This is a genomic window from Neobacillus niacini (assembly GCF_019749295.1).
GTDB classification, from domain to species: domain Bacteria; phylum Bacillota; class Bacilli; order Bacillales; family Cytobacillaceae; genus Neobacillus; species Neobacillus niacini_D.
Map to the genome: position 1 here is coordinate 1 of NZ_JACWFG010000030.1, position 16,012 is coordinate 16,012.

The 16,012-nt window shown below is 38.1% G+C and carries 11 protein-coding genes, 16 tRNA genes, 1 rRNA gene and 2 riboswitches; of the genes, 26 read left to right on the top strand and 2 right to left on the bottom strand.

What is annotated here, in order from left to right:
* The 17 genes from rrf to H0184_RS26415 all read left to right on the top strand — a co-directional run.
* Window positions 1–111 (top strand): 5S ribosomal RNA (gene rrf / locus H0184_RS26335); the annotation flags it as partial.
* 17 nt (window positions 112–128) lie between these two features.
* Window positions 129–203, top strand: a tRNA-Asn gene (locus H0184_RS26340).
* A 9-nt stretch (window positions 204–212) separates the two neighbouring features.
* Window positions 213–304, top strand: a tRNA-Ser gene (locus H0184_RS26345).
* A gap of 24 nt (window positions 305–328) precedes the next feature.
* Window positions 329–403 (top strand) — tRNA-Glu (locus H0184_RS26350).
* 33 nt (window positions 404–436) lie between these two features.
* Window positions 437–512 (top strand) — tRNA-Val (locus H0184_RS26355).
* 186 nt (window positions 513–698) lie between these two features.
* Window positions 699–772: transfer RNA gene (locus H0184_RS26360), tRNA-Met, on the top strand.
* A gap of 2 nt (window positions 773–774) precedes the next feature.
* Window positions 775–851, top strand: a tRNA-Asp gene (locus H0184_RS26365).
* 45 nt (window positions 852–896) lie between these two features.
* Window positions 897–972: transfer RNA gene (locus H0184_RS26370), tRNA-Phe, on the top strand.
* A gap of 25 nt (window positions 973–997) precedes the next feature.
* Window positions 998–1,073 (top strand) — tRNA-Thr (locus H0184_RS26375).
* Between the two features lie 25 nt (window positions 1,074–1,098).
* Window positions 1,099–1,183 (top strand) — tRNA-Tyr (locus H0184_RS26380).
* 8 nt (window positions 1,184–1,191) lie between these two features.
* A tRNA-Trp gene (locus H0184_RS26385) sits at window positions 1,192–1,265 on the top strand.
* 19 nt (window positions 1,266–1,284) lie between these two features.
* Window positions 1,285–1,360, top strand: a tRNA-His gene (locus H0184_RS26390).
* 34 nt (window positions 1,361–1,394) lie between these two features.
* Window positions 1,395–1,469: transfer RNA gene (locus tag H0184_RS26395), tRNA-Gln, on the top strand.
* A gap of 4 nt (window positions 1,470–1,473) precedes the next feature.
* Window positions 1,474–1,548 (top strand) — tRNA-Gly (locus tag H0184_RS26400).
* Between the two features lie 8 nt (window positions 1,549–1,556).
* Window positions 1,557–1,627 (top strand) — tRNA-Cys (locus tag H0184_RS26405).
* A gap of 39 nt (window positions 1,628–1,666) precedes the next feature.
* Window positions 1,667–1,752: transfer RNA gene (locus H0184_RS26410), tRNA-Leu, on the top strand.
* A gap of 22 nt (window positions 1,753–1,774) precedes the next feature.
* Window positions 1,775–1,855: transfer RNA gene (locus tag H0184_RS26415), tRNA-Leu, on the top strand.
* Between the two features lie 252 nt (window positions 1,856–2,107).
* On the opposite strand, the gene H0184_RS26420 is transcribed toward H0184_RS26415, so the two are convergent.
* Window positions 2,108–3,862, bottom strand: coding sequence for a cellulase family glycosylhydrolase (locus H0184_RS26420; RefSeq protein WP_221830695.1), 1,755 nt, complete (start codon window positions 3,860–3,862; stop codon window positions 2,108–2,110).
* Window positions 3,863–4,267: 405 nt separating this feature from the next.
* Window positions 4,268–4,347, top strand: a riboswitch (glycine riboswitch).
* Window positions 4,348–4,503: 156 nt separating this feature from the next.
* Between H0184_RS26420 and H0184_RS26425 the strand changes: the two genes are divergently transcribed.
* The 4 genes from H0184_RS26425 to H0184_RS26440 all read left to right on the top strand — a co-directional run bounded on the left by H0184_RS26425 (window position 4,504) and on the right by H0184_RS26440 (window position 8,773).
* Window positions 4,504–5,871, top strand: a complete 1,368-nt coding sequence (locus tag H0184_RS26425) for an amino acid permease (protein WP_221830697.1) — start codon at window positions 4,504–4,506, stop codon at window positions 5,869–5,871.
* 214 nt (window positions 5,872–6,085) lie between these two features.
* Window positions 6,086–6,267: riboswitch (Lysine riboswitch) on the top strand.
* Between the two features lie 106 nt (window positions 6,268–6,373).
* On the top strand, window positions 6,374–7,210 hold the full coding sequence (locus tag H0184_RS26430) for a transporter substrate-binding domain-containing protein (protein WP_221830699.1): 837 nt from the start codon (window positions 6,374–6,376) through the stop codon (window positions 7,208–7,210).
* 64 nt (window positions 7,211–7,274) lie between these two features.
* Entirely contained in the window at window positions 7,275–8,006 is a 732-nt protein-coding gene (locus H0184_RS26435) for an amino acid ABC transporter permease (protein WP_221830701.1), read from the top strand.
* 23 nt (window positions 8,007–8,029) lie between these two features.
* Window positions 8,030–8,773, top strand: coding sequence for an amino acid ABC transporter ATP-binding protein (locus H0184_RS26440; RefSeq protein WP_221830702.1), 744 nt, complete (start codon window positions 8,030–8,032; stop codon window positions 8,771–8,773).
* Between the two features lie 183 nt (window positions 8,774–8,956).
* On the opposite strand, the gene H0184_RS26445 is transcribed toward H0184_RS26440, so the two are convergent.
* The gene (locus tag H0184_RS26445; protein WP_221830704.1) at window positions 8,957–9,763 is read right to left on the bottom strand and encodes a YitT family protein; all 807 of its coding nucleotides are present in this window, start codon (window positions 9,761–9,763) and stop codon (window positions 8,957–8,959) included.
* Window positions 9,764–10,182: 419 nt separating this feature from the next.
* Between H0184_RS26445 and H0184_RS26450 the strand changes: the two genes are divergently transcribed.
* The 5 genes from H0184_RS26450 to H0184_RS26470 all read left to right on the top strand — a co-directional run bounded on the left by H0184_RS26450 (window position 10,183) and on the right by H0184_RS26470 (window position 15,981).
* A complete protein-coding gene (locus H0184_RS26450) occupies window positions 10,183–10,383 on the top strand; it encodes a cold-shock protein (protein WP_057998306.1) in 201 nt (66 codons plus the stop codon).
* A 221-nt stretch (window positions 10,384–10,604) separates the two neighbouring features.
* Window positions 10,605–11,036, top strand: coding sequence for a MarR family winged helix-turn-helix transcriptional regulator (locus H0184_RS26455; RefSeq protein ID WP_221830706.1), 432 nt, complete (start codon window positions 10,605–10,607; stop codon window positions 11,034–11,036).
* A complete protein-coding gene (locus H0184_RS26460) occupies window positions 11,029–12,219 on the top strand; it encodes an MFS transporter (protein WP_221830708.1) in 1,191 nt (396 codons plus the stop codon). The genes H0184_RS26455 and H0184_RS26460 overlap by 8 nt, the downstream gene beginning before the upstream one ends.
* 211 nt (window positions 12,220–12,430) lie before the next feature.
* The gene (locus H0184_RS26465; RefSeq protein ID WP_221830709.1) at window positions 12,431–14,494 is read left to right on the top strand and encodes a sigma-70 family RNA polymerase sigma factor; all 2,064 of its coding nucleotides are present in this window, start codon (window positions 12,431–12,433) and stop codon (window positions 14,492–14,494) included.
* A 293-nt stretch (window positions 14,495–14,787) separates the two neighbouring features.
* Window positions 14,788–15,981 carry a thiolase family protein gene (locus H0184_RS26470; protein ID WP_221830711.1) on the top strand — a complete coding sequence of 398 codons (1,194 nt, stop codon included), beginning with the start codon at window positions 14,788–14,790 and terminating at the stop codon, window positions 15,979–15,981.
* Window positions 15,982–16,012: the final 31 nt, after the last annotated feature.

Here is a 16,012-nt window from a genome sequence, read left to right on the forward strand (position 1 = left end):
TAATAATGGCGAGAAGGTCACACCCGTTCCCATACCGAACACGGAAGTTAAGCTTCTCAGCGCCGATGGTAGTTGGGACTTTGTCCCTGTGAGAGTAGGACGTTGCCAGGCTGCATTACTTTTAATATTCCGCAGTAGCTCAGTGGTAGAGCTATCGGCTGTTAACCGATCGGTCGTAGGTTCGAGTCCTACCTGCGGAGCCATTATTTTATGGAGAGCTGTCCGAGTGGCCGAAGGAGCACGATTGGAAATCGTGTAGGCGGGTAACCCTGTCTCAAGGGTTCAAATCCCTTGCTCTCCGCCATAAAAACACTATCTATTAATTTATGGCCCCTTGGTCAAGCGGTTAAGACACCGCCCTTTCACGGCGGTAACACGGGTTCGAATCCCGTAGGGGTCACCATTTAATGCTTGCAAAACTTTAGCTTCTTTATATGGAGGATTAGCTCAGCTGGGAGAGCATCTGCCTTACAAGCAGAGGGTCGGCGGTTCGATCCCGTCATCCTCCACCAAAGTTTTTCGCAATAGCGGAAGTAACTTTTCATAAACTTTTACTGTCGCGGGGTGGAGCAACGAGCGTTACTTCACAGAATAAGCTGCGAGTTGTATCAATCGAGCTGCTACTTGAATAAGCTTTCTGAGATTGATACAGTCCATACAAACTATGGGCATGAAGCAAATGTAATAATTTTTACTGTCGCGGGGTGGAGCAGTCCGGTAGCTCGTCGGGCTCATAACCCGAAGGTCGCAGGTTCAAATCCTGTCCCCGCAATTGGTCTGGTAGTTCAGTTGGTTAGAATGCCTGCCTGTCACGCAGGAGGTCGCGGGTTCGAGTCCCGTCCAGACCGCCATTTTTATTTAAGCCATAAGGTTTTTATAAAAAGGCTAAAAAATGTGGCTCAGTAGCTCAGTCGGTAGAGCAAAGGACTGAAAATCCTTGTGTCGGCGGTTCGATTCCGTCCTGAGCCACCATTTTTATTCTATTGATTATATGCTTGCCGGTTTAGCTCAATTGGTAGAGCAACTGACTTGTAATCAGTAGGTTGGGGGTTCAAGTCCTCTAGCCGGCACCATTTGGTTTTTAACACCATATTATGTGGAGGGGTAGCGAAGTGGCTAAACGCGGCGGACTGTAAATCCGCTCCCTCCGGGTTCGGCGGTTCGAATCCGTCCCCCTCCACCATTTATTTTAGGGGTATAGTTTAAAGGTAGAACGAAGGTCTCCAAAACCTTTGGTGTGGGTTCAATTCCTACTACCCCTGCCAATTAATTAATCTTATTATGGCGATTGTGGCGAAGTGGTTAACGCACCTGATTGTGGTTCAGGCATTCGTGGGTTCGATTCCCATCAGTCGCCCCATTAGACCATTTTTGGAAGAAGATAAAATTATCATTGGGCTATAGCCAAGCGGTAAGGCATCGCACTTTGACTGCGACATGCGTTGGTTCAAATCCAGCTAGCCCAGCCAATTTGCGGAAGTAGTTCAGTGGTAGAACACCACCTTGCCAAGGTGGGGGTCGCGGGTTCGAATCCCGTCTTCCGCTCCATCACCTATGGCGGCATAGCCAAGTGGTAAGGCAGAGGTCTGCAAAACCTTTACCACCGGTTCGAATCCGGTTGCCGCCTTTAAGTATTTTATTTTGGTTTTATAGCGCTTTTCATTGCGCCGGGGTGGCGGAACTGGCAGACGCACAGGACTTAAAATCCTGCGGTAGGTGACTACCGTACCGGTTCGATTCCGGTCCTCGGCATTACCTTTAAAAATATTATTATGCCGGTGTGGCGGAATTGGCAGACGCGCACGACTCAAAATCGTGTTCCTCTGGAGTGTCGGTTCGACCCCGACCACCGGTATCTAAAAGACTCACAAATGTTGTTAAATCAATATTTGTGAGTCTTTTTTTTGATAAAGACTAATTTCTTAAAGTTCTATTGCCTTTGGTTAATGCCAGTACTTAATCAGGAGTATACAACTATCTTGTTCCCGTTGAAACCGATAAATATGATAGAGGTAATCAGATGGGCGTTATTTATTAGATAAAGGGGTTACCAAAATAAAAATTTTGGTAACCCTTTTTTACATTTGAACTTTTGGCTTTTAGATACCTAGAACACAGCCGCTCCGTCCAGCTTTTGTGTTTTTACTGTGGTACCAATGACCGTATCGCCATCTTTTGTAATGAAATATTTTACTGTTTCACCACTCCAGAAATGGAATGTTAACTCTACCTCACGTTTATCGTTGAGTTCCTTAAAGAAGCGCTCATTTCCATTAGGAAATGTTACGAGGTTATCCTGATAATTAGGACCAAACGCATAACCAAATTCCTTGAAAGATGTCCAGTTTTGTGGTCCTGCATTGCTTCCGTCATCTACATATTTTGCTTCCATTGTCTTGAGAAGATCTCCATTATATTGTAATGGAATAGTAAAATTGCTAGTTGTCCCTGTAGAGTCTTTGATCAAAGGCATTTCAAAATTATAGATATTAAAGTACCAATCAGCGCCCTTATTAAATGTTGCTGTTAGTACGGATGTTTTTCCTGTTTCATTTGAAACTAATTGGGAAAGCAAGCTTGCTTTTAATGTTAGAGAGTTACCATTCAGAACATAGTCTTTTTTCGCAACTAATTTTTTTCCCTCTAACCTGAGTGAAACCAATTTATTTCCGTTTAAGTTCAACGATCGTGTTACATCGGTAATTTTTTCGTCTTGTTTTAAGAAAATAAAATCTGTCTCTGCTGTTGAGGACCTTCCTTTCCAGCTCGCTGCCATTATATTATACAACTGTGGGTCATTCCATTCCAAAGTTGTCCTATTAAAATGTTGTCCATTATCCCATAGCATATGGATAATCCCTTTTTCTTCAGCGTAGTTAATCATGTATTCGAAGAATTTGAGTTTTTCACCTTGTTGAATGGTACCTGTATTTTGATCGAAACCTAGTAAGCCAAATTCACCAATGACTACAGGAATTCCTTTTGTAGTAAATTTATCGTACACGCGATCAAAATTTTCAGTAATGTGTTTCATGGAGTTTTCTTCAAAGGTATAATAACCGCCAATATTAACACTAAATGGCCAGAAGCCATAGTAGTGAACCGTTGAGATAATATAGGGATCATTTGTTTTGGTAATCCAATTGTATAGGTTATTTACATTTTCTTGCTTTTCGAAATTAGTATTCAGTGTTGGAATAACGAGGGGACGAATCTTGTTTAACCCATCAGAATCCCTAACAATTGTATAAAAAGAATCGTTAAGCTCATTTAAAAATTCTTGACTTTCAACATCCCCGCCTGACCCCCAGAACTGCGGTTCGTTCAAGCTCTCAAACATTAAATCTGTGGAGTAATCCTTATAATGCTGGGAAAGCTGTGCCCAAATGGCATTGAATTTTGAGAATGTATAATCATGATCCCAAGCCATGCCATTTGCAACCCAACTCCATGAATCGTGGTGAATGTTGATCATCACCTTCAACTTTGCATCTAGCGCCCAATTTACAACTTGGTCCACTCTGCTAAGGAATTCGGGATTAATCGTATATTCTGGAGCTTCTCCTAATCTTGTATCAAATGTTATGGGGATGCGGATACTGTTAAAACCTTGATCCTTGATTTTAGTAATTAATTCTCTTGTCACAAGGGGATTGCCCCACGCAGTTTCATCAAGTACAACTTCTCCTGTATCAAACCCGTCAAAAGTATTCCCTAAGTTCCATCCAGGTTGCATTTCGCTCGCATATCTCATAATATCATAGACTGGTTTTTCTTTTGGTTTAACTGTTTCAGCAGCTAAACCAATGTTAGGCATTGCTAAACCTATAAGCAAAAGAACAGATAAAAATAGTTTATTCATATACCTCAACCTGAAACGCTCCTTTATTGATGATATTTTGATAGAACTATTTGTAAACGTTTACTATAATATCGTACCAAACTATTTTGTGTGGTAATACGTAGAAAATTAGCTATCATTTCATTTAGTAATTAGACTATTTCTGCACTTTTAAGATGGTAGCAAACACTTTTTGATATCCGTAAAAACTAAGGAGGCAATTAAAGGTCCAGTGAATAGAATGATTAGAAATTGAAGGTAGGAAAACTAACATAAACAATAACAATACATATTAAGGCGGATAATCTACTGTTGTTGTTGACAAAGTAGTTAACTACTATTAAACTTAAAAATTATTGAAAATACTTTTGCAATAAATAATTTAATAATTAAGCAGCTATGAATGCTATGGATCAAACTATAGCAGGAGCAGCTTCTGGAGAGACCGCTGGAATACGCGGCGCCGAAGGGTTCACAATCTCAGGCAAAAGGACAGAAGAGTATTGAATAATTATTTGTTATGCTGATAATCTGAAGCATGACAACTATTATTTGTTATTCTTAGACCTAAGAGATTGGAGAACATCTAATCTCTTTTTTTATTGGGAAAATTTATTGCTCATGGTTTCACATTATGAAATGGGTTTAAGGAGGAATTTGGTTTGGCACAGCAAGAATTAAAGAGGGAATTAAAAAATCGGCATGTTCAATTAATTGCAATTGGCGGAACCATTGGCACCGGTTTATTCTTAGGGTCAGGTAAAGCAATTCAGCTTGCAGGACCATCCATCATCTTTGCCTATTTAATCGTAGGTATTGCCGTTTTTTTCGTTATGAGAGCGCTGGGAGAACTTCTGTTGTCTAAAAAAGCAGGTTATCAATCTTTTACAGACATTGCTGAAGAATATCTTGGACCTCGGGCAGCATTTGTAACTGGGTGGACGTATTGGTTTTGTTGGATTATGGTTGCTATGGCTGATGTGATTGCAGTTGGTTTATATGTACAATATTGGTTTGATATCCCACAATGGATACCTGCCATCATCTGTTTAATCTTTTTATTAGGACTGAATCTATTAACGGTAAAGCTTTTCGGAGAATTAGAGTTTTGGTTTGCTTTAATAAAAGTAATAACGATTCTCGTATTAATTGGCATTGGGGTTATTTTACTTGTAATGGGATTCAAGACCGATGTTGGAACGGTTACGGTTCAAAACCTTTGGGAACATGGAGGACTATTTCCAAACGGCGTTTCAGGTTTCTTACTTTCATTCCAAATGGTCGTCTTTGCCTATGTCGGTGTGGAATTAGTGGGTGTATCGGCAGCGGAAACCTCCAATCCAGAAAAAAATATCCCATCGGCGATTAATAAAATTCCTGTAAGGATTCTATTCTTCTATGTAGGCGCTCTGATCATCCTATTATGTGTGAACCCATGGACAGAGCTAAATGCAGCAGAAAGTCCTTTTGTTAAAACGTTTGGTTTAGTCGGAATTCCGGTTGCCGCAGGAATAATAAATTTTGTCGTCTTAACTTCAGCGGCTTCTGCTTGTAACAGCGGGATGTTTTCAACCAGCCGAATCCTGTTTAATTTAGGCAAAAATAACCAGGCGCCATCCAAGTTTGCAAAACTGAATAAAAATCATGTACCAAGTAATGCGTTATGGGGATCCGCACTTGTCGTATCAGCAGGGGCGCTTTTAAGCAAATTGATTCCCGAGCAAGCTTTTGGAATTGTAACAACTATTAGTGCAATTTGTTTTATTTGGGTTTGGGGTGTCATTCTCATTTGCCATATAAGGTATAAGAAAACACAGCCGCAATTACATGCAAAATCAACATTTAGAGCACCATTCACACCATTTATTAACTATGCGGTCCTGACGTTGTTTGCTGCGATTCTCATCATAATGATGGTTGCTGAAGAAACACGTCCAGCTTTATTGTTGACACCTCTATGGTTTATTCTATTATTTTTTCTGTATTCTAATAGAAGGAGTAAGGAAAAAAATATCAAAATACCAGCATAGAAGCAAACCATAATAGAGCGCTTATCACATTGAAAGGCGCTCTACCATAATTAAATGAGGTTTATAAATCCTTATTTGTAAAAAAAAACAATTTCTCCGGATAGCGCAAATGTTGCCACAATGGATTAATAAACTGGCAGAAAAATACAAGTTGACGGATTTCGACAAAATGCTGTAATATATTAATATAATTTAATAAGACCTCACTTTCTTTCAGTGAGGTAGAGGCGCGATATTTAACAGTCCTTAGTGGAGTTTGAGAAGCTGTGATGCTAAGGAGAAGGAAATGTCGCCGAAGTCTGTAATATTCTCGGTATTACATGCTGGGTCTGTAGTTAAGAGCTGCAGGACTGTCTCAATAAACTCTCCGGTTTATTGGGTTGTGCTATCTCATTTGGGATAAAAGAGGGGACTTAAGGTAACTATGCATATTGCGGCCTGAGTTTATCTCAGGCCGTTTTTTGTATTTAGTAAACTATTATAAAACAAGGGGAGAGACATCATGAAAAATAAGTTTATGATCGTTATAGTTTTGTTGGTTTCAACACTTCTTCTATTAGCAGGATGTGGGACAAGTAAGAGTTCTGGTTCTGGATCATCAGAGGATAATACGTTTAAGGTAGGTCTTGAAGCTGGATATGCTCCTTTTAACTGGACTCAAAACGATGATTCAAACGGCGGTGTTAAAATCGATGGCTCTGCAGAATATGCAGGCGGATATGATGTTGAAATTGCTAAAAAAGTGGCTGAAGGTTTAGGAAAAGAATTAGTGATTGTTAAAACTGAGTGGGATGGACTTGTACCAGCTTTAACTTCAGGTAAAATTGATGCAATCATCGCGGGTATGTCACCGACAGCAGAACGTAAAGAAACGATCGATTTTTCGGATAATTACTATACTTCCAATTTAGTAATGGTTGTGAAAAAAGGCAGCAAGTATGAAGGTGCAACATCTATCCATGATTTCAAAGGTGCAAAAGTTACTGCTCAATTAAATACGTTTCACTATTCAGTGATTGATCAAATTGAAGGTGTAGACAAGAAAACAGCGATGGACAACTTCCCAGCAATGAGAGTTGCTCTTGAATCAGGAATGATTGATGGATACGTTTCAGAGCGTCCAGAAGGTGTTAGTGCATCGGCTGCAAATGAAAACTATGTAATGGTTGAATTTAAAGAAGGATTCAAAACATCAGCAGATGATACAGCAATCGCTGTCGGTCTTAAAAAAGACAGTGACTTAACAGATAAAATCAATGAAATTTTAGCTGGTTTACCTGAAGAAGAACGTACTAGCTTTATGGATAGTGCTATTAAGAATCAACCAGCAGCAAAATAAAAATTGAAGAAACCGGCTGTATAACAACATACAGTCGGTTTTATACAGTATAGGAGGATAAAAGATGAGTCTTGAGTGGGTCATTACAATCATTTCTGAAAACTGGCCTATGTTCCTTCGTGGTGCTGGTTTAACACTTTTGATTGCTCTTATTGGGACAGTTCTGGGAGCAATGATCGGATTATTAGCAGGGGTAATACGAACAATCCCAGTTCCTGAACGGGGAGCGAAGAAAGTACTTTTAAAAGTTATTAACGCAATTCTTTCTATCTATATTGAATTCTTCCGTGGAACACCAATGATTGTACAAGCAATGGTTATTTATTATGGTTCTGCGTTAGCATTTGGTATTGATATGAATGTTCTTGTAGCAGCAATTATTGTTGTATCAATTAACACAGGAGCCTATATGGCGGAAATTGTTCGCGGCGGGATTGTTTCAATTGATAAAGGACAGTTCGAAGCAGCGAATGCTATAGGAATGAATCATGTCCAAACGATGTGGAATGTAGTTTTACCACAGGTTATTCGAAATATTCTACCGGCAACAGGAAATCAATTTGTTATTAATATTAAAGATACGTCCGTTTTGAATGTTATTTCTGTAACAGAATTATATTTCGTTACAAAATCGATTTCAGGAAATAACTTTAGATATTTTGAATCCTTTTTCGTAGCCTGTATGATTTATTTTGTGATGACCTTTATTGTAACAAGAATATTGCTATACCTTGAAAAGAAATTAGATGGCTCTGATAACTATACGATGATTTCAAACGATGTAAACCAAAAATAATGGGAGAAGAAGGAGGAGTGAATATGGAAAAAATCATTGATATTCAACATTTAAACAAATCTTTTGGAACACATGAAGTATTAAAAGACATTAATTTTTCAGTGACCAAAGGAGAAGTAGTCACCATCATCGGTTCCTCTGGATCTGGTAAATCAACCCTTCTTCGTTGTATTAATCTTTTAGAAAAACCAAGCGGCGGCCAAATCATCTATCAAGGTGAAAATATTCTAGATGACAAGCACGATGTAGCTGATTATCGGAAGCACTTAGGTATGGTGTTTCAACAATTTAACTTATTTAACAATCACAATGTTCTTAACAATTGTGTGGTAGGCCAAGTAAAAGTATTAAAACGTTCCAAAGAAGAAGCTGAAAAAGTAGCGATGAAGTACTTGAAGGTTGTTGGTATGGACAAATATATTAACGCGAAGCCAAAGCAATTATCCGGCGGCCAAAAACAGCGAGTGGCGATTGCAAGAGCACTCTCCATGGAACCAGATGTAATGTTGTTTGATGAACCAACATCCGCTCTTGATCCAGAAATGGTCGGGGAAGTTCTTAAAGTCATGAAGGAACTAGCAGAATTAGGTCTTACAATGTTAATCGTAACGCACGAAATGGAATTTGCAAAAGAAGTTTCTGATCGAGTGGTATTTATGGATAAGGGAGTTATTGCTGAAGAAGGACGTCCAGAACAAATTTTCAATAATCCAACGCAAGACCGTACTAGGGAATTCCTAAAACGTACGTTAAAACAAGCAAATTGAGAATAAAATATTAATTAAAAAGAGTGTCAAATTGGATATAAATTTGACACTCTTTTTTTATTTATTGTTCAGTGGCAAGAATGCCGCAGTTAGTATTAAATCAGCTATTTTTAAATAAAGTAGTTCCGGATTCAAGTCCAATTTAAGGGTGGGAAAATAGATTTCTTGCTCAAAAAAACCTGCCTAATTATTAGCAAATACACCGTCAACTTCGACAGTCTCAAATATATTTATAAATGCATTTTCATCATGGGTACGGACAATTTTTTTTATTTGTATCGTTTCGTAGCGTGTAACGACCATCATGATAATCTGTTTTTTCTCTTGGGAGTAACCGCCATAGCCTTCAGTGATTGTAATCCCTCGATAAATTGATTCCAGTAAATCCTTTCGTATTAACTCACCTTTTGTAGTTACAATCTGCATGGTCAATTTAATATGATCCGTATGGATGGTATCGATCAGTTTACCCGTTAAATATATAGACAAAAGCGTGTATAAGGCGATATTCCAATCAAATGCAGCTCCAGAAATAAGAACAATAATGCCGTTCATACCTGTTAGAAGAAGACCAATAGGAAGATTACTTGTTCGGGAAAGGATAATCGCAATGATATCTAAACCACCAGAAGTACCGGAGGACTTTAAAATAATGCCTATCCCAATCCCTCCAATGATCCCTCCAAAAATGGTTGAGAGCAATATGTTATCTGTCACAGGAACAGTGGGCAACATGTATAAGAAACCGGAGAGTGATAGAACACAAATGAGTGTATTAATCGTAATCATTTTCCCAAGTTTATAATAGCCTAGAATCAGTAAGGGTAAATTTAGCAGTAGATTCATTAAGCCAATATCAAATGGAGTGACTAACCCAATCAAGATCGCAATTCCACTTATCCCGCTGCTCAAGATTCCATAAGGAACGAGAAAGAAATTAAAGGCAAAAGCCACAACTAATGAACCCGTGATCACAATTAAATTTTTCATTACGATAACCACCTTGAATAAAAATTGTATAAAAAAACTCGCCCCTTAATAGGGACGAGTTTGTGCTCGTGGTACCACCCATATTCCGAGTATTTCTTTTAAAGAAACAATTACTCTTTCTCGTCATAGAATATATTTTATATTTATTAAAAAGTAATTTATCACGAGTAAAATGGCGAGTCAATATATTTTATTAATATAATCTTAGATTAAAAATTCTAAATATTATATCTGTTAAAGATATGGTGTTCATTAGAATAGGAATGCTGCTATTTGCTATTTCATGATATATCTGTTACTCTTGATAAGAGTTATTTTTGTTCTTTTTCAGATTGAGAATAGATTTTGTTTTTCGTCTAAAGTATTTGAGCAAGGATAGTAACACATTGTGTGGAGATCCGCACTAGGAGGCAACAATTATGGAACAAGGTAAAGTAAAGTGGTTTAATGCAGAAAAAGGATTTGGATTCATCGAGCGTGAAGCAGGAGAGGACGTATTCGTACATTTCTCAGCAATCCAAAGCGAAGGTTTCAAATCTTTAGACGAAGGTCAAAGTGTAACTTTTGAAATTGAACAAGGACAACGTGGCCCACAAGCTACAAACGTTCAAAAAGCTTAATAATAGCTAAAAAAAGACCTGCTTGCAGGTCTTTTTTTTTTTGCTTATATAAATATTATTACTAGTAATCTGTGAAAGAATATTAGTGCAAATGTACTCATAGTGCTTTAACCCAGGCTTAGTTAAAGGCGTTCATCTTGACATCTTTTATTAATATATATATAGTTATCTTTGGTAATAGTTATCCATGGTAACTATTTAATGATAAGGGGGAGAAAGAATTGGAAGGTTTTTTTCAGAGATATTTAAGTCTGTATAGACCGCTTATAACCAGAATGAATGAACTAATGAGTACTTATGAGCTTTCTTATTCATTATGGCAAGTTATTTTTTATATTAAAAATAATGGACCTTCGACACTTATTGATATTGCAAATAATTATAATGTAGAAAAACCAACCATTACGAGGAGGGTTCACCGATTGGAAGAACTCCAAATGGTGAAACAAATCCCTGGTATGGATAGGCGTGAGAAAGTCATTCAGTTAACTGAAGCAGGAGAAGGAATTTACCAGGCATGTAGAAAAAAAATCACAGCTTTAGAAAATAGTGTTATGGCAGGTATCGCGAATGATGAGCAAATGATTACGTTTCAAACGCTTCCTAAAATCCAGGAAAATATTATGAGAGGCGGGGGAAGCAAAAGTGAGTAAACCTAAATTATGGACAAAGGATTTCATCATTGTTTCCAGCGTCAATTTTTTATTAACGTTAGTCTTTTATTTGTTAATCGTGATTATAGGTGTATATGCAGTTGATGAATACAATGCTTCTACAAGCCAAGCAGGGCTTGTTACAGGAATTTTTATTGTTGGGACTTTAATTGGGCGTCTGTTTATCGGCCGCAGTATAGATTCCATTGGCCGTAAAAGAACGTTATTCATTGGATTAATTCTTTATATAGTAACAACATCTTTATATTTTATCCATTTGGGTATTACCTTCCTGCTAATCACTCGTTTATTACATGGTATTACACTGGGTATCGCAAGCACAGCAACTGGAACAATAGTGGCTCAGATTATTCCGAAAAGGCGAAAAGGAGAAGGTATCGGGTATTACAGTATGAGTTCGACATTGGCTACAGCAGTCGGACCCTTCATTGGACTATATATGAGCCAGCATACAAGTACTCAATTAATTTTTGGTCTCTGCTTGGTGTTAGGTATCTTCAGTTTGATCACAGCATTCTTTGTGTCTGTGCCGGCTGTGGATGGATTAATAAAGAAAACTGAAATAAATGGAGTCAAACTCTCTCATTTTATTGAGCCGAAGGCAGTTCCCATTGCAATCATTACATTAATTATAGGTTTTTGTTACTCAAGTGTTCTCTCATTTATTAATTTCTATGCAATTGAAATAGACCTGGTTGATGCTGCAAGTTTCTTCTTTCTTGTCTATTCAGTAGCAGTATTGATCTCACGTCCATTCACAGGCCGTATAATGGACGTGAAAGGGGCAAATTACGTGATGTATCCCGCCTTTGTTCTTTTTACTGCTGGAATGCTGCTTTTAGGTTCATCCCACAGCAGCATCACTTTGTTAGCAGCGGGTATACTTATTGGACTCGGATTTGGGAATATGCAGTCATGCACTCAGGCAATTGCTGTTAAACTGACTCCTCCTCATCGTATGGGACTGGCTACGTCAACCTTCTTTATATTTCTCGATGCCGGATTAGGATTCGGTCCTTATCTGCTCGGATTCTTCCTTCCATTTACGAGCTATAGGACGCTTTATATCATTCTAGGAGTTGTAGTGCTGCTTTCTTCTGTTCTTTACTTTTTACTGCACGGAAAGAAAGAAAGTGCTAGTATCAACGTTTTATCACATTAATAGAAATATGAAGGGACATCTTGGATAAGAGATGTTCTTTTTTATATGAAAGTAATAGTGGTAACTTCAGAATCAAATATTATTCGAATCCGCGTTCTATAAATGATTAATATAGAAAGAGGAAATATAAGTAAAAGGTCGAATAATGGATAAAGGAACATATTGAAGAGCTCTAAAAGGTTTAAAGAGAATGCAAAGGGGGGACATTTTAATGGTCCCAAAAATAGAACGCAGTTTTATCACTCCAATTAGTGAAAAAAGTGTAAAATCCATATTCGATTGGTTCGATTTGAATAAACAATCGTACTATGCACTCGGCTGGTCCTATCTTGGAAATCGGCAGCAAATGGAAGAGCTCTTTTACCAGGCTATTATAAAGGTTCATAAGCAATTTCCTCGATTTAAAAATGAAACATCATTCGAAACATGGGTCACATCCATCTTCATAACTATCTGCCGGGAGCTTTCTGAGAATAGAAGTTTACTAACAAGAGTGGAAACTGAATCACGTCAGGATATATTTAAAGCATTAGATCAATTGAAAGTGAACGAGAAAGAAGTGTTGGTCCTCACCTATCTAAAGGGCATTCCAATGGAGGAAGTGGCACGTCTCCTCCAAGTTTCTGTGGAAAAAACGAAAGAGCTTTTGCTTTCCGGAATTCAGTCACTTAGAAACGAAATGGGGGAGAGGTCTCTCTATAATGGCTGTAAAGAGTATCAAAAGGATTACATCGATTACCTAGAGAGAACCTTGGCTCGTCCGAAAAAGATTGAACTAGAGAAACATATTTATCATTGCCCAGACTGTCAGGGTGATTTGGGTACATTTCAAGATGTTATGTTAACGTTGATAAATCTTGCTGATAAAATGGAAGCTGTACATGTACCATCTGGTTTCATGGAAAGTATTATGGAGAGACTGGCAGTTAAGGAAAAGCAAAGGCAGAAAAAGAACAAGAAACGTATAAGAAACGTGCTTGTATTTGCAGGGATATTCACAATATTAATAGGAATAGAACTTTTCACAGGTGTGTTTTCTAAATCCTACTATACATGGACAGAAAAAGATCAGGAATTGCGTGCATTTCTTCAACAGGACCTTGGTGAAAGTTTAAACTTGGAAGCCGAGAGTGATGGGGTGAAAATCAAGATTAAGAGTGCGATTGCGGATGAAGTACAGACGCTGGTTTTTTACGAAATAGAAGATACAGAAGAAGACAATCAATATTTTTTAGATGCTTTTGATGGTGTTTTTGTGGAGAACGATTATAAAATCATGAATACCAGAGCATATCCAAGGTACTATCCCCCTGACCTTGAAGGTGAAGTAAATACCGAAGAAAAGAATGTTTATCATGGGAGGTTAAGTCTGCAGCCACTCAAAAGTGATAACGGAACAGTAAAATTAAAAATTACAAAAATCAATAAATTGATTCGTGAGGCCGCGGACCAGAATGGTATTGCGGTTTACGGGGGCATGGAAAGTGAAACAGGGGAGTGGAACTTTGAAATCCCTGTTACAAAACAGCCTTCCGTTGAATATGCCTTGGATGAAGAAGCAATAGTCGAAGGAATCCCGGTTCGATTTGATAAACTATCTATTGCTCCGACAGCAACAGTTCTACAATATGGTATTAATATTCAGAAGCCAGGGAAGCGGATAGACGTGATTAATTTTAATAATCTAGAAGTGAACAATAAAAAAGTAAAAGCTGATAGTAATGGCGGCTCTTTTTTAGAAACAACATATGAAGAAAATTGGATTCCTATGCAAACACACTTTGAACCACTTTTTGTGGGAAAGCCAACTGAGGTTAAGGTTCAATTCGAATCAGTTTATTTTACTATAGAAGAACCAAAAACCATTGTATTGGATGCTTCGCAGGAGTATCCCCAAACCTTCGAATATGCAGGCAGTACAATGTCTATCGACAAGGTGGAAGTTGGACAGCCGACGAAAGTTGTCATAAGTAATCCTCAAAATCGATCATATGAGTTTCTTAACTTCCAAATTGTGGGCGAGGATGAAAGTGAAATTGTTTCAATGGAGTTGAATTCTGAAGGAGTGATTGTTGATAAAAATGGGGTGGAATACAATATGAATGAACCTATATCATATGAAGAAATTGAACAACCCCATCATTACATTACAGTTTTTAAAGCAGAGTTACATCCAAACACCGCTGGAGAAAATATAATTCCTAAAAGGCTGGAGATTTATGGATATAATTCAATGAACTATTTGGATGATATTGTGAAATTTTCACTGGAATAAAACTTTCCACTATCTATAAAATTAGTTCGATAAAATAGAGTAGCCCAAATTGGACTACTCTATTATTCTTTAGGAAACTTATGTCTAATAAGGATAACAGCCCCACTTGAGGGCTGGCTTAGAAAACTAGAACGGTTTTTTGTTAATATTAACAATTTTCAGAATCCTAGATTGACCTATAAAGAAGATGGATAGTATTATTGATCCAAGAGGGGAATAGTGTTTCTAATGTAGAACAAATTTTATGATTTAACTCCATTCCTTAATGGCCAAAAGTACGAGGAGGATGAAAATTGAGAAATGTTGTCATTATTGATGCAGTTCGTACTGCAGTGGGGCGAATTGGAGGAAGCTTAAAGGAAATAGAAGCAGACTTTCTTGGTGCAAAAGTCATCACAGAAATTGTATCACGAACAGGAATTGACAAAAATGAAGTAGAAGAGGTGATTATGGGGCAGGCAAAACAAAGTGCGGATATCCCTAATCTTGCCCGATTGGCTCTTTTACGTGCAGGGCTCTCAGTTGAGGTCCCAGGTTATACTGTTCACAGACAATGCGGTTCAGGACTTCAAGCCATAAATAATGCAGCCTTGCAGATTATGAGCGGGATATCAGATGTAATAATAGCCGGCGGCGCCGAATCGATGAGCACAGCACCCTATTATATAAGAAAGGCTCGCTATGGATACGGTTCAGGGAATGGAGAGATTGTTGATCCAAATACAGAAAGCCAACCGCGTTCTCAGCCAATTGAGGTCTATGGGAATCTAACCATGGGATATACTGCGGAAAATTTAGCTGTGCAATATAAAATTTCGAGAGAGCAGCAAGATGCATTTGCCTTTCGCAGTCAGGAACTTGCACAAAAAGCAATAAAGAGTGAGGTGTTTAAAAAGGAAATTGTTCCTTATGAAGTCAAGCAGCGAAAAGAAGTAAAGACTTTTGAGGTTGATGAGCACCCGCGATTAACCAGTCTGGAAAAGATGGGCAATTTGAAACCAGTGTTTAAAGAAAACGGTACGGTAACTGCAGGAAATAGCAGTGGACGGAACGATGGGGCTTCTGCGGTGTTAATGATGTCGGAAGATGCTGCACACCAGTATGGGTTTAGACCAAAAGCAAAAATTATTGCTCAAGCTGTTTCAGGGGTTTCTCCAGAAATTATGGGAATTGGCCCGGTGAAGTCTACGAGGAAAGCGCTATCTTTTGCTGGTCTCACTTTAGAGGATATCGGATTAATTGAATTAAATGAAGCTTTTGCGGCTCAAGCTCTTGCTGTGATAAAGGAACTTAATTTGGATTTAGAAAGAGTGAATGTAAATGGGGGAGCGATTGCATTAGGTCATCCTCTAGGAGCTACAGGTGCCATTCTAATGACAAAACTATTGCACGAGATGGAACGAAGAGAAGTAAAGCATGGATTAGTCACTCTCTGTATTGGAGGAGGACAGGGTATTACAACGATTGTGGAAAATATGCAAGTTTAGCGGATTTGTTGATTACACGTTAAATAGTTAA